Genomic DNA, 15,410 nt, shown 5'->3' with positions numbered 1-15,410 from the left:
GTACTGTTATCGCTTCATTTTTGGATCAAGGGCATCCCGAAGACCATCGCCTGCCAGATTAAAAGCCAGCACTGTCAGCAGAATGGCAAGTCCCGGAAAGGTCACTACCCACCAGGCCCGTTGAATAAATTGCAGGGCATTGGCAAGCATTGCCCCCCACTCAGGGGTTGGCGGCTGGGCACCCATGCCGAGAAATCCCAGGGCTGCCGCATCTAGAATGGCGGTCGAAAACCCCAGGGTTGCCTGGACAATCAATGGTGCCATGCAATTGGGAAGCAGGACTGAAAACATCATTCGAAAGGGACCGGATCCACAGACCCTTGATGCAGTCACATAATCCTTGCTCTTTTCTGCAATTACCGATGCCCGGGTTAATCTCACATAATGGGGCAATACAACAATGGCAATGGCCATGATGGCATTTTTCAGGCTGGGACCCAGGATGGCAACGATGGCAAGGGCCAGCAGCAGGCTGGGCAGGGCAAGAATGATATCCATGAGCCGCATGACGGTGATTTCATACAATCCGCCAAAATATCCCGATGTCACGCCGAGGATAATGCCGATTGCAAGGGAAAGGGTCACAACAATAACCCCCACAAAAAGGCTTAGGCGTGCGCCATGCATTAGTCTTGACATGATATCTCTTCCCACATCATCGGTACCGAGGATAAATTTGCTGGATCCGCCATCCATCCAGAAGGGCGGCTGGAGCAGCGCATCCCGATATTGTTCAAAGGGATTGTGGGGGGCAAGATAATCTGCAAAAACGGCAACGATAATCGCACATATAATAAAATATAACCCGATCACCGCGCCCTTGTTCTCGCTAAAATATTTCCAGAACTCTTTTAACGGGTGGGGCGGTGCAGCATTGTCTTGGGTTATGATTGTAGTTTCACTCATCATAAAATTCCTAACTGTTGTGACGAATACGGGGATTGATAACTCCATACAGAAGATCCACCCCTAGATTTACAAAGATAATAAAGGTGGAAATAATGAGAATCCCGCCCTGAATGGACGGGTAATCCCGCCGTCTTATGGATTCAAGAATCCATTTTCCCACTCCGGGCCAGGCAAAAATCGTTTCGGTCAATATGGCTCCCGCAAGAAGAACTCCTGTTTGAAGACCAATGACCGTAATAACAGGAATCATTGCATTTCTTAGGGCATGGACAAATATAACCCGTCTTGGGGACAGACCTTTTGCCTTGGCAGTTCTGACATAATCTTCCTGTAAGACTTCCAGCATGGCGGAGCGTGTCATTCTGGCAAACACCGCCAGAGGAATGGTCCCCAGAACAATGGAGGGCAGGATCAAATGACTTACGGCTGATTTAAAGGCGCCTGGTTCGTCGGAACGTAAGGCATCTATGAGCATGAACCCTGTGTCCGTATCGATCCAGAGAATGGCTGATATCCGGCCTGAAACAGGTGTCCATCCCAGATTAACTGAAAAAAATAGAATCATTAAAAGTCCCCACCAGAAAATCGGCATTGAATAGCCTGTCAGGGAGACTCCCATGACCGTATGGTCAAAGACAGTTCCTCTTTTGACCCCTGCAAGAATTCCGGCGGGAATTCCGAAGATCACCGCAAAAATCATGGCGCACAAGGAAAGCTCAAGGGTGGCGGGAAAAAGGGTGAAAAATTCTTCAAGAACGGGTTTTTTTGTTACAAAGGACTTGCCCAAATCCCCTTTTAAAACATTGCCGATATAGTTGAAATACTGCACATAAAGCGGTTTGTCCAGTCCCATCTCCGCTTTCATGGCGGCATGTCTTGCAGGATCTATTCCCCGCTCTCCTGCACGAAGCTCAACCGGATCACCGGGAATTAAATGGATCAGGGAAAATGTCAGCAGGGTTACACCGATAAAGGCGGGGAAAATGTGGGAAAAACGTCTGAAAAAAAATTGAATCATGATGGCATCACATTTTTAATATAAATGGGGGAGCGGTACAGCAACGCTCTGCTGTACCGCTGTAATCATTGGACTTAGGGCACTGACTATTTCAGATCAACACCGTAGAAAATATGTCCGCCAAAGGGATCAATTTTATAACCAACAACATTCTTGCTCATGGGCTCATATACAACTGAATGGGCAATTGTTACCCATGGCGCCTGCTCTTTAAAAATAACCTGTGCTTCTTTGTAGAGTCTTGTCCTCTCTTTGGGGTCGGCAGTCAGTTTTGCCTTGCGGAGAAGATCACTAAAGGGTTCGTTGCACCATCTTGCTCTGTTTCCGGAGCCAATCGCTTCACAGCTTAGAAGAACAGAAAGGAAGTTATCTGGGTCGCCATTATCACCGGTCCATCCCAATAGGACGGTTGAGTGTTCGCCGGCCATTGAGCGTTTGAGGTATTCTCCCCATTCATAGGAAATGATTTTTGCCTTAACACCAACTTTTGCCCAGTCTGCCTGGATAATTTCAGCCATTCTTCTTGCATTGGGGTTGTAGGGACGCTGGACAGGCATTGCCCAGATATCCGTTTCAAACCCATTGGGATAACCCGCATCCGCAAGAAGCTTCTTTGCTGCGGCAACATCATATTCATAATCTTTTATGTCGTCATTATAAGACCAGATAGTCGGGGGGATAGGGTTTTTGGCAATTTTGCCGGAACCCTGGAAAACGGCATCCATGATGGCCTGTTTATTCATGGCCATGCTCAATGCCTGGCGAACCCTTACATCCTGAAATTCTTTTTTTTCTACATTAAAGGCAAGATAACCAACATTCAATCCTTCTTTTTCCATCAGGTTGATGTCTGCATCTTTTTTCATTGCTGCAAGGTCTGCAGGATTCGGATATGGCATCAGATGAGCTTCACCCGCTTTAAGCTTCGCATATCGGACAGATGCATCGGGGGTAATGGAGAAAACAAGTTTGTCTATTTTTGCCCGGCCTTTCCAATAGGTGTCATGTGCGACGTACCGGATGGTCGAATCTTTTTGATAGGAAACAAAGACAAAGGGGCCGGTTCCAACTGGTTTTTGATCAAAATCATCCAGGGTGCCGGCTTTGATCATATTGTCAGCATACTCTGCAGAATGAATGGAACCAAGGTCCATTGCGATGTTGGCAATGAAAGGAGCTTCGGGTCTGGTTAAATGAAAGATAACGGTATAGTCGTCTTTTTTTTCAATGCTGGCGATGAGAGCAGCCATGTCCATGGATTCGAAGTATTCATATGATCCCCCTGAAACTTTATGGTAGGGGTGATTTTTATCCTTCTGGCGCATGAATGAAAAAATAACATCGTCTGCATTAAACTGACGGGTGGGTTTAAAAAAGGAAGTTGTGTGGAAATCAACACCCTTTCTCAAGTGAAAGGTATAGGTTTTTCCATCTTCAGATACATCCCAGGATGTTGCAAGACCTGGTTCGATACTTGTTTCGCCTGTTTTAAACATTGCCAATTTATCAAAAAGCTGTCTGGAGGATGCATCAAATGTTGTTCCTGATGTGTACAGTGCAGGCGTAAAACCTTCAGGGCTTCCTTCTGAACAGTATACAAAGGTTTTGGCCTGAACCGATACGGCAAGCATGCTGCAGATAACTGCTATACTTGCGATGGATAAAAAATTTCGCCATTTCATATTTTTCTCCTCTTGAAAAGAATTAATTAGAAAACGAGAACACAACAAATTATACCATAAACTGATAAACCAATTATTACTATTAATACTGACCAAACAAGTCAAGGGAAAATGAAAATCTGACCGCTTTTGCGGTTAGCCGTTTAGATTGGCCTTGATACTGAAAATTTTAGTTTTTTTATTCGTGTGGGGTAGGGAGATATCCCTTGACCCCATCAACTATCTTTGGTATTTTTTTCATTTAAAATAGGTGGTTTTTATGAAATATTGAAAGGTGGAAAATAGTCTGCTTTCAATATCACTTTTAATACATGTATGGAGGATGGAATGAAAAAATTATTATTGTTGGCTGTAAGCCTTCTTTTGGTGCTTTCTTTTACTGTTTCTGCCGGTGCAAAGACAGTGACAGTCGGACTGGCTGCAGATCCGGTATCCCTTGATCCCCAGGTTCAGTTGTCCGGCGGGATGCTCCAGCTGTCCCATTGGGTGTTTGACCCCCTTGTGCGTTGGACCCAGGAACTGACCTTTGAACCTCGTCTGGCAACAAAATGGGAACGGCTTGATGAACTGACCATGCGCTTTACCCTCAGAAAGGGCGTGAAATTCCACAGTGGAAACCCCTTTACCGCCAAGGATGTAAAATGGTCCTTTGACCGGATGAGAAAGGGTGTGGATTTTAAAGCACTTCTGGAACCCTTTGAGGGGGTCACCGTTGTAGATGACTACACCGTGGACATCAAAACCAAAAAACCCTATGCCCTTTTGCTCAATATGGCCACCTACTTCTTTGCCATGGATTCTGAGTTCTATACCGGCACCGATGCAAACGGACAGCCCAAGGATGCCATTCTGAAAATCGGTGAATCCTTTGCCCTGAATAACGAATCCGGTACCGGTCCTTTTTTTGTCACCAAAAGAGAGCACGGGGTTGTGCTTGAGATGGAACGGTTCAAAGATTATTGGGATACAAAAAGTCCGGGTAATATTTCAAAATTAATCATCGCCCCCATCAAGGAAAATGCCACGCGGGTGGCGGCACTTCTTTCTGGTGATGTTGATTTTATTTCTCCTGTTCCTCCCCAGGATTTCAGAAGAATTCACAAGGATGACAAGGTGAAACTGGTCACCATTTCCGGCGGGCGTATTATTACCTTCCAGATGAACCAGAACCGGGTTGAAGCCCTTAAGGATGTCAGGGTTCGCCAGGCCATTGTCTATGCCGTCAACAATGTCGGTATTGTTAAAAAAATCATGAAAGGAACGGCAACAGTTGCCGCCCAGCAGGGTCCCAGGGGATATACCGGTTATAAAGAGGCGCTTAAACCCAGATATGACCTTGTCAAAGCCAAGGCCCTCATGAAAGAAGCAGGTTACGAAAAGGGGTTTGAAATTTCCATGATGGCCCCCAACAACAGATATGTGAACGATGCCAAGATTGCCGAGGCCACTGCCCAGATGCTGGGGAAAATTGGTATCAAGGTGAACCTGAAAACCATGCCCAAGGCCCAGTACTGGAACGAATTTGATGCCAGAGCCGCCGACATGATGTTGATTGGCTGGCATTCAGATACAGAGGATTCCGGTAACTTCTCTGAATTTTTAATGATGTGCGAGAACAAGGAAACCGGATACGGCGCTTATAACAGCGGGTATTGCAACCCTAAAGTAGACGAGTTGACCCTGGCGGCCCAGTCTGAAACCAATCTTGAAAAACGGGCTGCCATGCTCCAGGAAATCGAACAGATTCTCTATGATGATGCTGCCTTTGTCCCCTTTCACTGGCAGAACCACTCCTATGGCGCCAAAAAGAATCTTCAGGTTAAACCGATTATCAATGCGATGAACTTCCCCTATTTCGGTGACATGGTCGCCAAATAGCTGCAACACGAGTATACCGTATTAAAACGCTGCCCCCACCCCGGGGAGGAAGATCCTCCCGGGGGTGGGGGTGCCTAAATTTGGAAAAATAAGAAAAAACATGTTTGCATTTATTTTCCGCAGAATCCTCCAGGCGGTGGTGGTCATGCTCGTCATCAGTCTGGCGGTATTTGCCATAAAAAAACAATTTGGAGATCCTGTCCGGGATCTGGTCGGCGAAAGGGTCACCCAGCAAGAACGTGCCCAAATCGCCGAAAAAATGGGTCTCAACGATCCTTTCTTCACCCAATACGGCCGGTTTATAAGAGATGCGGTCACCAAGGGGGACCTGGGAAGATCTTTTTTATACAACAAACCCAATCTTGAGGTGATCATCGCCCATGCCCCTGCCACCATTGAGCTGGTGTTCGGCACTGCCCTGATCATCATTGTGATTTCTCTTCCCCTTGGAATCTATTGTGCGCTGTGGCCCAGGCGGCTTCTATCCCGGTTTACCATGAGTTTTTCCACCCTGGGGGTCTCCATGCCCGTTTTTTTAACGGCCATTTTGCTTATCTATCTGTTTGCGGTCCATTGGCAGGTGCTGCCCTCCTACGGCCGGGGGGAAACCGTGGATCTCTTCGGCATGGGATACTGGCATACGGGGTTGCTCACCATTGACGGGCTTAAACATTTGATTTTGCCCTGTATCTCTTTATCCACCCTGATGCTGCCGCTTTTTATCCGTTTGATCCGGTCAGAGATGATGGAAGTTATGGAAACTGAATATATCAAATATGCCTGGGCCAAGGGGTTGGCTCCTTCAAGGGTTTGGCTGGTCCATGCCTTTAAAAATACCTTGCTTCCTGTGATAACGGTGTTCGGGGTCCAGATCGGTATCATGTTTGCCTTTACCCTTTTAACCGAATTGGTGTTCCAATGGCCGGGTATGGGGTTCATGTTTCTAGAAGCTGTGAACCGGGCGGATCTATCGCTGCTCATCGCCTACATGGTGGTGGTGGCAGCTTTGTTTGTATTTGTCAATACGGTGGTGGATATCCTCTATGGATTCATCAATCCCACCGTTAGAATAACAGGGACAAAATGAAAAAATTACAGCAATTTAAAGAATCCTATTTTTTTTACTCATTTAAACGGGACAAGGTGGCCATATCAAGCTTTGTTGTCCTGGCGATATTTCTTATCCTGGCAATTACCGCCCCCTGGATTTCTCCCATGGATCCCTATGATGCGGCCAGTATCGACCTCATGGATTCTGAAATTCCGCCCATGTGGATGGCAGACGGGTCTTCTCAGTTTCCCCTGGGCACGGACAACATGGGCCGGGACATGCTTTCCACAATGTTCTACGGATTGCGGACTTCTATTATCATAGGGGTTGGCGCTGTCGCTATCCAGGGGTTTATCGGGGTGGTGCTCGGCCTCATGGCCGGGTATATGGGGAAAACAACAGATGCCATCATCATGCGCATCGCAGATATTCAGTTTTCCTTCCCCTATCTGATGATGGCCATTCTCATGAGCGCCATTTTTCAGGTGGTGTTTGGGCTGGGCAGTTTTGAGCGTCTGGCCGTTCCCCTGCTGACCATTATCATAGGGCTTTCCAATTGGCCCATGTTTGCCCGGACCATAAGAGCTTCGGTTATTGGCGAGAAAAACAAGGAATATGTGGAAGCCGCCCGGGTGATCGGTCTGCCCAAATGGAGCATCATGTTTCGTCATATTTTGCCCAACTCCCTGACATCGGTGATGGTCATCTCCACTATCCAGGTGGCCAATGCCGTCATGAGCGAGGCGGCTCTTTCTTTCCTAGGATTGGGCATGCCCGTATCAAGACCTTCCCTGGGATCCCTTATCCGGGCCGGTCAAGAGTTTTTCTTTTCCGGTTCCTGGTGGATCACTGTTTTTCCGGGAATCTGGCTGGTGCTCTTTGTGCTGGTGATAAACCTTTTGGGTGACTGGCTCAGGGATGTACTTAACCCGAAACTTTACAAAGGATAGAAAATTACGATGTCTCATCTTTTAGAAGTGCGGGATCTTGAAGTGAAGTTTGCGCTAAGATCCGGCGATATAACGGCCATAGACGGCGCCAGCTTTACCCTGGACAAGGGAGAGCGGTTGGGAATTGTGGGGGAAAGCGGGGCGGGAAAGTCGGTGACCGGTTTTTCCATTATCAATCTCATCAGTAAACCAGGGTTTATTTCCAGGGGCAGCATTTTTTTTGAGGGAAAAAAGATCAGCGATTATAGTGATTCCCAGATGCGTAAAATTCGGGGGAATCGGATTTCCATGATTTTCCAAGATCCCATGATGACATTGAACCCGGTGTTTACCATCGGATTTCAGATGATCGAGACCCTAAGGGCCCATCAAAAAATTTCAAAATCTGCTGCCAGGATAGTTGCGCTGGAAAAATTAAAAAAGGTTCAGATCCCTTCCCCCGAAGAACGTCTGGATCAATACCCCCATGAATTGTCCGGCGGCATGCGCCAGCGGATCATCATTGCCATATCCCTGTTGTCAGATCCGGCCATTATCATTGCCGACGAGCCCACAACCGCCCTGGATGTGACCATCCAGGCCGAGATAATGGATCTTTTGCAGCAGCTTTGTGAAACCGAAAACATGGGGTTGATCCTGATCACCCATGATTTGGGAGTGGTCTCCCAGGTGACCGAGAAAATTGCCGTCATGTATGCGGGCAAGATCATTGAATTTGGCTTAACCGACCAGGTGGTCCATAACCCGGTTCATCCCTATACCATCGGCCTCATCGGGTCTATCCCCGGATCCACGGCACCGGGAGAAGAACTTCGGCAGATTCCCGGCATGATGCCGACCCTGAGCAATATCCCCCCCGGGTGTGCATTCAATCCCCGGTGTGAACTTTGCGAACCCATCTGTACCCGGGAAACCCCGGTGCTTGAGGAAAAACGAAACGGCATTATGGCAGCCTGCCATATGAAATAACCGATGAAAGATTATGGGAAATAACATGGAACAAGATCTTAAAATGAACCTGGAAAAACCATTGGTTTCCATCAATAATGTGGTGAAGCATTTTGATATTTCCGGCGGGCTCCTTGATCAGCTGACATTCAAAGGCGGTAAGCTCCGACTTGAGAAGACAACTGTTAAGGCGGTGAATGATGTGTCTCTCTTTGTTAACAAAGGGGAGACCCTGAGCGTGGTGGGGGAGAGCGGGTGCGGCAAATCAACACTTGCCCGGGTGATCATGGGATTGTATCCCCCCAATTCAGGGCAGGTTCTCTATGACGGCCAGCGGATTGATAATTTAAGCCACAACCAATGGCTTCCCTTTCGCAAGAAGATGCAGATGATCTTCCAGGACCCTTACGCCTCCTTGAACCCCAGGAAAACCGTGCGCCAGACCCTGGAGGAACCCCTGCGGTTCCACAACCCTAAAATGACGGCGGCAGAAGCCACGGACAAGGCAGCCCAAGTCATGGAACAGGTGGGGGTGGACCCTGCCTGGATCACCCGGTATCCCCATGAGTTTTCAGGCGGTCAGCGCCAGCGGATCTCCATTGCCAGGGGCCTTATTCTGGATCCCCAGTTTATTGTGGCCGATGAGCCGGTATCAGCTCTTGATGTGTCCATCCAGGCCCAGATTTTAAACCTGCTCATGGAGTTGATGGAAAAGCGGGACCTTACCTATCTTTTTATCACCCATGATCTTTCCGTGGTCCGCCATATCAGCACCCGGGTGGCGGTTCTTTATCTGGGCACCCTCTGCGAACTGGCCTCGGCCCATGACCTGTTCGCCGAACCCCAGCACCCGTACACAAGGGCCCTGATTTCCGCTATTCCAAAGTTGGGGGAGAAAAGAGCAAAACATATCAAGCTTAAGGGGGAGGTGCCCACACCGGTTCATCTTCCCACCGGATGCGTTTTCCACGGTCGGTGCGTTTATGCCGATGAGCGATGCGTCAGGGAAGTGCCAAACCTGGTGAAACTTGCCAATGGGAGTTTTGTGGCCTGCCATGGGGTTGAGGAAAACCGTGTCATGGAATAGCCTTCATGGGCAACAGATGTTTGTCAATGTAAAAGTGAGTGAGAAAAGGAGATGTCGTGCCGTTTGTGAACATTAAAATTACCAGGGAAGGGGCCTCACCGGATCAAAAAGCAACGCTTATCAGGGGGGTAACCGATCTTCTTGCCGATGTGCTGGGGAAAAATCCGGCAACAACTGTCGTGGTCATTGAAGAGGTGGATACGGACAATTGGGGTATTGGCGGAGAATCCATTACCCTGCGAAGACAGCGTGAAGGCTAAGCAGTGTCATGACAGACTGGCTAAGCGAGTGGATGGACGGTCACGGGTTAACCCTATGGGGAGCAGCAGACCTTCGGGCTTTTGACACCCCCAGGGATGAAACTGGACAAACATTTCCCCGGGCAATTTCATGGGCTGTCCCAATGGCCCCTCTGATAATGGCCGACATTCAGAAGGGTCCAACCCGGGCATATGCAGATGAATATACCCGGGTGAATCATCAAATCAATGAGGTTTCGTTAGACTTGGCGGGTGTTATCAGAACCCGGGGCTTTCGATCCTTATCATTGGCGGCATCTGATCGTACAGATGCGATTCATATCAAAGGGGATTTCCCCCATAAAACAGCCGCAACAAGAGCCGGGATCGGCTGGATAGGCCGTCATTGTCAGTTGATCACCCGCCCCTTTGGTTCATGGGTTCGACTGGGAACTGTTTTCACTGACATGACCCTCCTCTGTGGACCCCCGGTTGAGAAAAATTTTTGCGGTAATTGTTATCGCTGTGTGGATGCCTGTCCTGCAAGTGCTTTAACCGGTCAATCATGGGTGCCAGGGGTGCCCCGTGACGCCATACTTGCGGCAAAGGCCTGTGATCAATGGAAAAAGCAACATTATTTTCAGTATCACAAGGGGCATAATTGCGGAATTTGTTCTGCTGTTTGTCCCTATGGGTTAAAGGTTTTGAAAAAACTGATAGAATAACGCAATGGGACGCTTGGAGAACAAGTGAATAAAATTTTGAAAAAAAGATTGATTTCATTGGCTGCTGTTTTGGGCATCGTCCTGTTTTCAGGAGGGGTGATTCTGGGAAAACTTTATATGGAATCCAGGAAATTGTCGCCCGTGGAAACCCGGGAGATTGCTGCCGGCGTTTATGCGGTAAAAGATTCCTATGTAAATTTGTTTCTCATGAAAACCGATGATACCTATATTGCCTTTGACGCCGGCAATGATGCAAAGAAGGTTCGGCAGGAGCTCCTAAAACTCAAGATAGACCCCAAAAATGTAGCAGCCGTATTTTTAACCCATTCAGATCCTGATCATGTCGCGGCATGCATCCTTTTTTCCAATGCCAGAATTTTTCTTCCCAAGGCGGAAGAACCGATGGTGAACGGGCAAATATCCCGTTTTTTATTCATGAAAAATAAATTGGCTCTTCCCCATGAACTTCTTGAAGATAATCAGATCATAAATATTTCAGGTCTGAAGATCAAAGGAATCTCAACACCGGGTCATACGCCTGGTTCAATGTCCTTTCTGGTGAACGGAACCCATTTGTTTACAGGGGACACCATGGGGATAAAAAATGGGGAGGTCACACAATTTAATGATCTGTTTAATATGGATACCCGTCGCCAGCGAAAATCCATAACCCGATTGGCAGCTTTACCCGGGGTGGACTATATATTTACAGGCCATTATGGTTTTGTTGATTTACCTGAAATTTTTTTTCGAAACTGGAAAGAGTAAGCGTCTCTTAAGCTTTTCTTTTTTTGGAATCCTTGACACGGAAAGTCGAAACGATTAAACTGTAGGACAGTTAAACAATTAGATTGTTCTCTTTTAATCCGTGTATCCCAAAGGACTCCCATGGCCTTGAAGTTTATAAAAATGGTGACTCAAAAATCTTACCAGCATGTGGTGGAACAAATCCAGACAGCCATCATTGATGGAGAACTCAAACAGGGGGATTGCCTCCCCTCGGAGATGAAATTAAAGGATGCCTTTGATACCAGCCGGGGCACCATCCGGGAAGCCCTCAGGGTATTGGAACAAAAGGGGTTGATCTCGATCAGAACCGGGGTAAAGGGGGGGGCCGTCATCAAAGCGGTCAATACCGAAGCCATGAGCGATAGTATGGCCCTGCTCATTCGCCATGGAAATGTTTCTTTGCCGCATTTGGCTGAGTTCAGGAAGCTGTTGGAAGGGCATGTGGCCCAACAGGCAGCCAGGCTTGCCAATCTTGAAGATATCCGAGGGTTAAAGGATATCCTGGCCAAAATCCAAATCCTCATCAACACAGATCCCCCAGGGTGGGAGGACTTCCATCGTCTGGATGCAAATTTTCACCAGGAACTGGCCAGGATCGGGCAAAACCCTCTTCTCCAGGCCAATTTAACCACCATTCATGAGAATATCCATACCTATTTTCACCAATATTTGCCCTTTAGCCGGGAACTGCTTGATGAAGATTACCAGGATTTGTGCAAGATTATGGCGGCGGTGGAACGACAGGATGAAGGAGAGGCCAGAATCATCGCCCAACACCATGTGGCACGGTTCAGTGAACTCATGGCCGAGCATCAATACGCCCAAAAGATACCCGACAAAAGATTGCCTGGGAATAAGGAAGCATAACGGCAATGGTAAATATTACCCCCTCTATTTTTAAGATCCAGCGGTATTCCCTCCACGACGGACCCGGGATCCGGACCACCCTGTTTTTCCAGGGGTGTCCCCTGTCCTGCCAATGGTGCCACAACCCGGAAAGCCAGGCCATGGGGAAGGTTTCAGAGGTAAAAAACATTGGGGAGCTTGTGGAATCCCTGGTCCGGGAAATTGAACGAGATCGGATCTTTTACGATGAATCCGGCGGGGGTGTCACCTTTTCCGGGGGCGAGCCCCTGGCCCAACCAGAATTGCTCCTTGCCTTACTTTCGGCCTGCAGGGAACAAGAGATCCACACCTGTCTGGATACCTGCGGGTTTGCGCCTTTCAATATTCTCAAAGCGGCATCAACCGCAGCGGATCTAGTGCTTTTTGATATCAAAATTATAGCAGATCAGGACCACCAGGCCTTTACAGGAAAGCCCGTGGGACAAATACTTGAAAACCTTAGAAAACTCGCCCATTCCAGGGTACCCTTGAAACTGAGGTTTCCCCTGATTCCCACAAGGACAGATACCCGGGACAATATTCGCCAAATGATTGAATTTTTAAGGAGTCAGACCCCCTACCGGGATATTCATATTCTGCCCTTTCACACTAGTGGTGAGGGCAAATATGAGCGGTTGAAAATAAAAAACAAATTAAACCATATTTGCCCGCCCACAAAAGAGCGCGTGGAAGAAGTGCAGCAGATGTTTGAGGTCAAGGGGTTTAATACGACCATCGGAGGATGAAATGAATTTAAGGGTAGAACAACTGAGAAAAAAAAGTATGGATCGACCCGTCACCATTTCCCATGAACGGGCAGCGCTTGTGACCCGGTTTTATAAAACAAAGGTGAGCCCGGGTGATTCAGTCCCGGTTCAACGGGCCCTGTGCCTTGCCCATCTTCTTGCCCACAAGCGCATTTTCATCGATGAAAATGAGCTGATTGTAGGAGAACGTGGACCAGAACCCAAGGCGGTGCCCACCTATCCGGAAGTCTGCCTTCATTCCCTTGGGGATCTTGAAATCCTGGATTCCCGGGATAGTGTGGCCTATGGTGTCTCAAAAGAAACAAAACAGGTGTATGAGCAGACGATTATTCCCTTTTGGAAGGGAAAAACCATTCGGGAAAAGATCTTTGCCGCCATGGAAGATCCCTGGAAGAACTCCTTTGAAGCCGGTGTCTTTACAGAATTTCAGGAGCAGAGGTCGCCGGGCCATACCGCCGGGGGTGATTTGATCTATACCAATGGGTTCAGTGACCTGAAAGTCCGGATTCAGGCGGCCATGGATGCTCTGGACTTTTTTACAGATACCACGGCCCTTGATCAGCAGGAGGTGTTGACGGCTCTTGATATTGCAGCAGATGCCTTGATCGCCTTTGCCAACCGCCATGCCGATGTCCTGGAGGAATTGGCCCAAAAAGAAACCGACCCGAAAAGACGCCGGGAGTTGGTGGACATGTCAACGATCTGCCGACGGGTGCCCGAACATCAGCCAAAAACTTTCCACGAGGCCCTCCAGTATTATTGGTTTGTCCATGTGGGGGTGATAACCGAACTAAATCCCTGGGACGCCTATAACCCGGGGCGTCTGGACCAGAACCTTTATCCCTTTTACAAAGCAGATATTGAACAGGGTCGTCTGACCCGGGAAGCGGCCAGGGAGCTACTTTGTTGTTTCTGGATAAAATTTAACAATCATCCGGCACCGCCCAAGGTGGGGGTGACGGCAAAGGAGAGCAATACCTATGTTGACTTTTGCCTCATTAACCTGGGAGGGGTGACCCCGGCCAACAAGGATGGGGTAAATGAACTGACCTATTTGATTCTGGATGTTATTGAGAAGATGCGTCTGCTCCAGCCAAGTTCCATGGTCCAGGTCTCCCGGAAAAATCCGGACCGGTTTGTGAAACGGGCATTAAAAATCATTGCCACCGGCTTTGGCCAACCTTCGATTTTTAACACCGACGCCATTGTCCAGGAGATGCTCCTCCAGGGCAAATCCATGGAAGATGCCAGAAAAGCCGGGGCTTCTGGGTGTGTGGAAGCCGGCGCATTCGGCAGGGAAGCCTACATCCTGACCGGGTATTTTAACCTGCCCAAAATTCTGGAAATTACCCTGCACAACGGGTGGGACCCAAGGACCCAAAAGCAGATCGGTCTTCACACCGGTGATCCTGTGACCTTTGAGACCTATGACCAGCTTTTTTGCGCCTATTCCCGACAACTGGCCCATTTCGCCAAAATCAAAATCCGTGGTTCCAATGTGATCGAGCAGATAAATGGCCGCTACATGCCGGTTCCCCTGTTGTCCCTTGTGACCGAGGACTGTATCCAAAATGGCCGGGACTACAACCAGGGAGGGGCACGGTATAATACCTCCTATATCCAGGGAGTGGGCATGGGAACCATCACCGATTGCCTGTCCGCTGTTAAAACCACGGTTTATGATCAAAAGCGATTCTCTATGGAAACCCTTTTGGCCGCTTTGGTGAATAACTTTGCGGGAGATGATCGGGTCCGGCACGCACTTCTTAAGGCACCCAAGTACGGTAATGACGATGACTATGCCGACCAGGTCCTCACCGAGGTTTTTGACGCATACCACGGGGCTGTCACAGGAAAACCCAATGCCAGGGGAGGGGTGTATCGCATCAATCTTTTACCCACCACCTGCCATGTGTATTTCGGGGAAATTACCGGGGCTTTGCCTGATGGGCGCAAAGCTTTCATCCCTTTTTCCGAAGGAATTTCTCCTGTCCAGGGAGCAGATCATTGCGGTCCCACGGCTGTGTTGAAATCCGCTGCAAAAATTGACCATTTAAAAACCGGCGGCACCCTGCTCAATCAGAAATTTCTGCCAGGCTTCTTGGAGAGCGAGAAGGGCATCACCTCCCTGGTGCAGTTGATCCGTTCCTATTTTAAAATGGACGGTCATCATATCCAATTTAATGTGGTGGATAAGGAAACATTGCAAAAGGCCCAGAAGCATCCGGAAAATTACCGGGATCTTATTGTGCGGGTGGCAGGGTATTCAGATTATTTTGTGGATCTCACCCCGGCCCTTCAGGAGGAGATCATTCTTAGAACAGCCCATGAATGTAACCCATGAATTTTTTTTAGGCCGGGTGGTATTTTAATCAGGTCAATGAAAAAAGGATCTTTTTACTGTGACCGCTCAAACCTGTTTTTGGCTATCCGGGGGAGGAAGAACCGGCGGCAGTCTTCAGAACTGCCGCCGGAAGGTGGG

At 48.4% G+C, this 15,410-nt stretch carries 14 protein-coding genes; 11 read left to right on the top strand and 3 right to left on the bottom strand.

What is annotated here, in order from left to right:
- Positions 1-6: 6 nt before the first annotated feature.
- The 3 genes from dppC to ACZ45G_RS24465 all read right to left on the bottom strand — a co-directional run bounded on the left by dppC (position 7) and on the right by ACZ45G_RS24465 (position 3,609).
- Positions 7-909: a dipeptide ABC transporter permease DppC gene (dppC, locus tag ACZ45G_RS24475; protein ID WP_464173152.1), complete on the bottom strand. Its 903-nt coding sequence runs from the start codon at positions 907-909 to the stop codon at positions 7-9.
- A 7-nt stretch (positions 910-916) separates the two neighbouring features.
- A complete protein-coding gene (locus ACZ45G_RS24470) occupies positions 917-1,927 on the bottom strand; it encodes an ABC transporter permease subunit (protein WP_464173150.1) in 1,011 nt (336 codons plus the stop codon).
- An 86-nt stretch (positions 1,928-2,013) separates the two neighbouring features.
- On the bottom strand, positions 2,014-3,609 hold the full coding sequence (locus ACZ45G_RS24465; RefSeq protein WP_464173149.1) for an ABC transporter substrate-binding protein: 1,596 nt from the start codon (positions 3,607-3,609) through the stop codon (positions 2,014-2,016).
- Between the two features lie 327 nt (positions 3,610-3,936).
- Between ACZ45G_RS24465 and ACZ45G_RS24460 the strand changes: the two genes are divergently transcribed.
- The 11 genes from ACZ45G_RS24460 to hypD all read left to right on the top strand — a co-directional run bounded on the left by ACZ45G_RS24460 (position 3,937) and on the right by hypD (position 15,272).
- Positions 3,937-5,487, top strand: coding sequence for an ABC transporter substrate-binding protein (locus tag ACZ45G_RS24460; RefSeq protein WP_464173148.1), 1,551 nt, complete (start codon positions 3,937-3,939; stop codon positions 5,485-5,487).
- A 100-nt stretch (positions 5,488-5,587) separates the two neighbouring features.
- A complete protein-coding gene (locus tag ACZ45G_RS24455; protein ID WP_464173147.1) occupies positions 5,588-6,574 on the top strand; it encodes an ABC transporter permease in 987 nt (328 codons plus the stop codon).
- A complete protein-coding gene (locus ACZ45G_RS24450; protein WP_464173146.1) occupies positions 6,571-7,488 on the top strand; it encodes an ABC transporter permease in 918 nt (305 codons plus the stop codon). Before ACZ45G_RS24455 ends, ACZ45G_RS24450 begins: the two co-directional genes overlap by 4 nt.
- Positions 7,489-7,497: 9 nt before the next feature.
- Positions 7,498-8,457, top strand: coding sequence for an ABC transporter ATP-binding protein (locus tag ACZ45G_RS24445; RefSeq protein ID WP_464173145.1), 960 nt, complete (start codon positions 7,498-7,500; stop codon positions 8,455-8,457).
- A gap of 25 nt (positions 8,458-8,482) precedes the next feature.
- Positions 8,483-9,523: an ABC transporter ATP-binding protein gene (locus tag ACZ45G_RS24440; protein WP_464173144.1), complete on the top strand. Its 1,041-nt coding sequence runs from the start codon at positions 8,483-8,485 to the stop codon at positions 9,521-9,523.
- A 56-nt stretch (positions 9,524-9,579) separates the two neighbouring features.
- Entirely contained in the window at positions 9,580-9,783 is a 204-nt protein-coding gene (locus ACZ45G_RS24435; protein WP_464173142.1) for a 2-hydroxymuconate tautomerase family protein, read from the top strand.
- Positions 9,784-9,791: 8 nt separating this feature from the next.
- Entirely contained in the window at positions 9,792-10,487 is a 696-nt protein-coding gene (locus tag ACZ45G_RS24430) for a 4Fe-4S double cluster binding domain-containing protein (protein ID WP_464173141.1), read from the top strand.
- Between the two features lie 24 nt (positions 10,488-10,511).
- Positions 10,512-11,255: an MBL fold metallo-hydrolase gene (locus ACZ45G_RS24425; protein WP_464173139.1), complete on the top strand. Its 744-nt coding sequence runs from the start codon at positions 10,512-10,514 to the stop codon at positions 11,253-11,255.
- 126 nt (positions 11,256-11,381) lie between these two features.
- Complete coding sequence (locus ACZ45G_RS24420; protein ID WP_464173138.1) at positions 11,382-12,143, top strand: FadR/GntR family transcriptional regulator; 762 nt, start codon at positions 11,382-11,384, stop codon at positions 12,141-12,143.
- Positions 12,144-12,148: 5 nt separating this feature from the next.
- Positions 12,149-12,907, top strand: coding sequence for a glycyl-radical enzyme activating protein (locus tag ACZ45G_RS24415; RefSeq protein WP_464173137.1), 759 nt, complete (start codon positions 12,149-12,151; stop codon positions 12,905-12,907).
- Between the two features lies 1 nt (position 12,908).
- A complete protein-coding gene (gene hypD, locus ACZ45G_RS24410) occupies positions 12,909-15,272 on the top strand; it encodes a trans-4-hydroxy-L-proline dehydratase (RefSeq protein ID WP_464173135.1) in 2,364 nt (787 codons plus the stop codon).
- The last annotated feature ends 138 nt before the right edge of the window (positions 15,273-15,410 follow it).

It is taken from the genome of Desulfoconvexum algidum (genome assembly GCF_055382125.1).
This window is presented reverse-complemented; position numbering and strand designations above follow the sequence as displayed.

Coding starts and splice junctions, on each gene's coding strand:
- dppC (WP_464173152.1), bottom strand. CDS start 909: ATGATGAGTGAAACTACAATCATAACCCAAGACAATGCTGCACCGCCC.
- ACZ45G_RS24470 (WP_464173150.1), bottom strand. CDS start 1,927: ATGATTCAATTTTTTTTCAGACGTTTTTCCCACATTTTCCCCGCCTTT.
- ACZ45G_RS24465 (WP_464173149.1), bottom strand. CDS start 3,609: ATGAAATGGCGAAATTTTTTATCCATCGCAAGTATAGCAGTTATCTGC.
- ACZ45G_RS24460 (WP_464173148.1), top strand. CDS start 3,937: ATGAAAAAATTATTATTGTTGGCTGTAAGCCTTCTTTTGGTGCTTTCT.
- ACZ45G_RS24455 (WP_464173147.1), top strand. CDS start 5,588: ATGTTTGCATTTATTTTCCGCAGAATCCTCCAGGCGGTGGTGGTCATG.
- ACZ45G_RS24450 (WP_464173146.1), top strand. CDS start 6,571: ATGAAAAAATTACAGCAATTTAAAGAATCCTATTTTTTTTACTCATTT.
- ACZ45G_RS24445 (WP_464173145.1), top strand. CDS start 7,498: ATGTCTCATCTTTTAGAAGTGCGGGATCTTGAAGTGAAGTTTGCGCTA.
- ACZ45G_RS24440 (WP_464173144.1), top strand. CDS start 8,483: ATGGAACAAGATCTTAAAATGAACCTGGAAAAACCATTGGTTTCCATC.
- ACZ45G_RS24430 (WP_464173141.1), top strand. CDS start 9,792: ATGACAGACTGGCTAAGCGAGTGGATGGACGGTCACGGGTTAACCCTA.
- ACZ45G_RS24415 (WP_464173137.1), top strand. CDS start 12,149: ATGGTAAATATTACCCCCTCTATTTTTAAGATCCAGCGGTATTCCCTC.
- hypD (WP_464173135.1), top strand. CDS start 12,909: ATGAATTTAAGGGTAGAACAACTGAGAAAAAAAAGTATGGATCGACCC.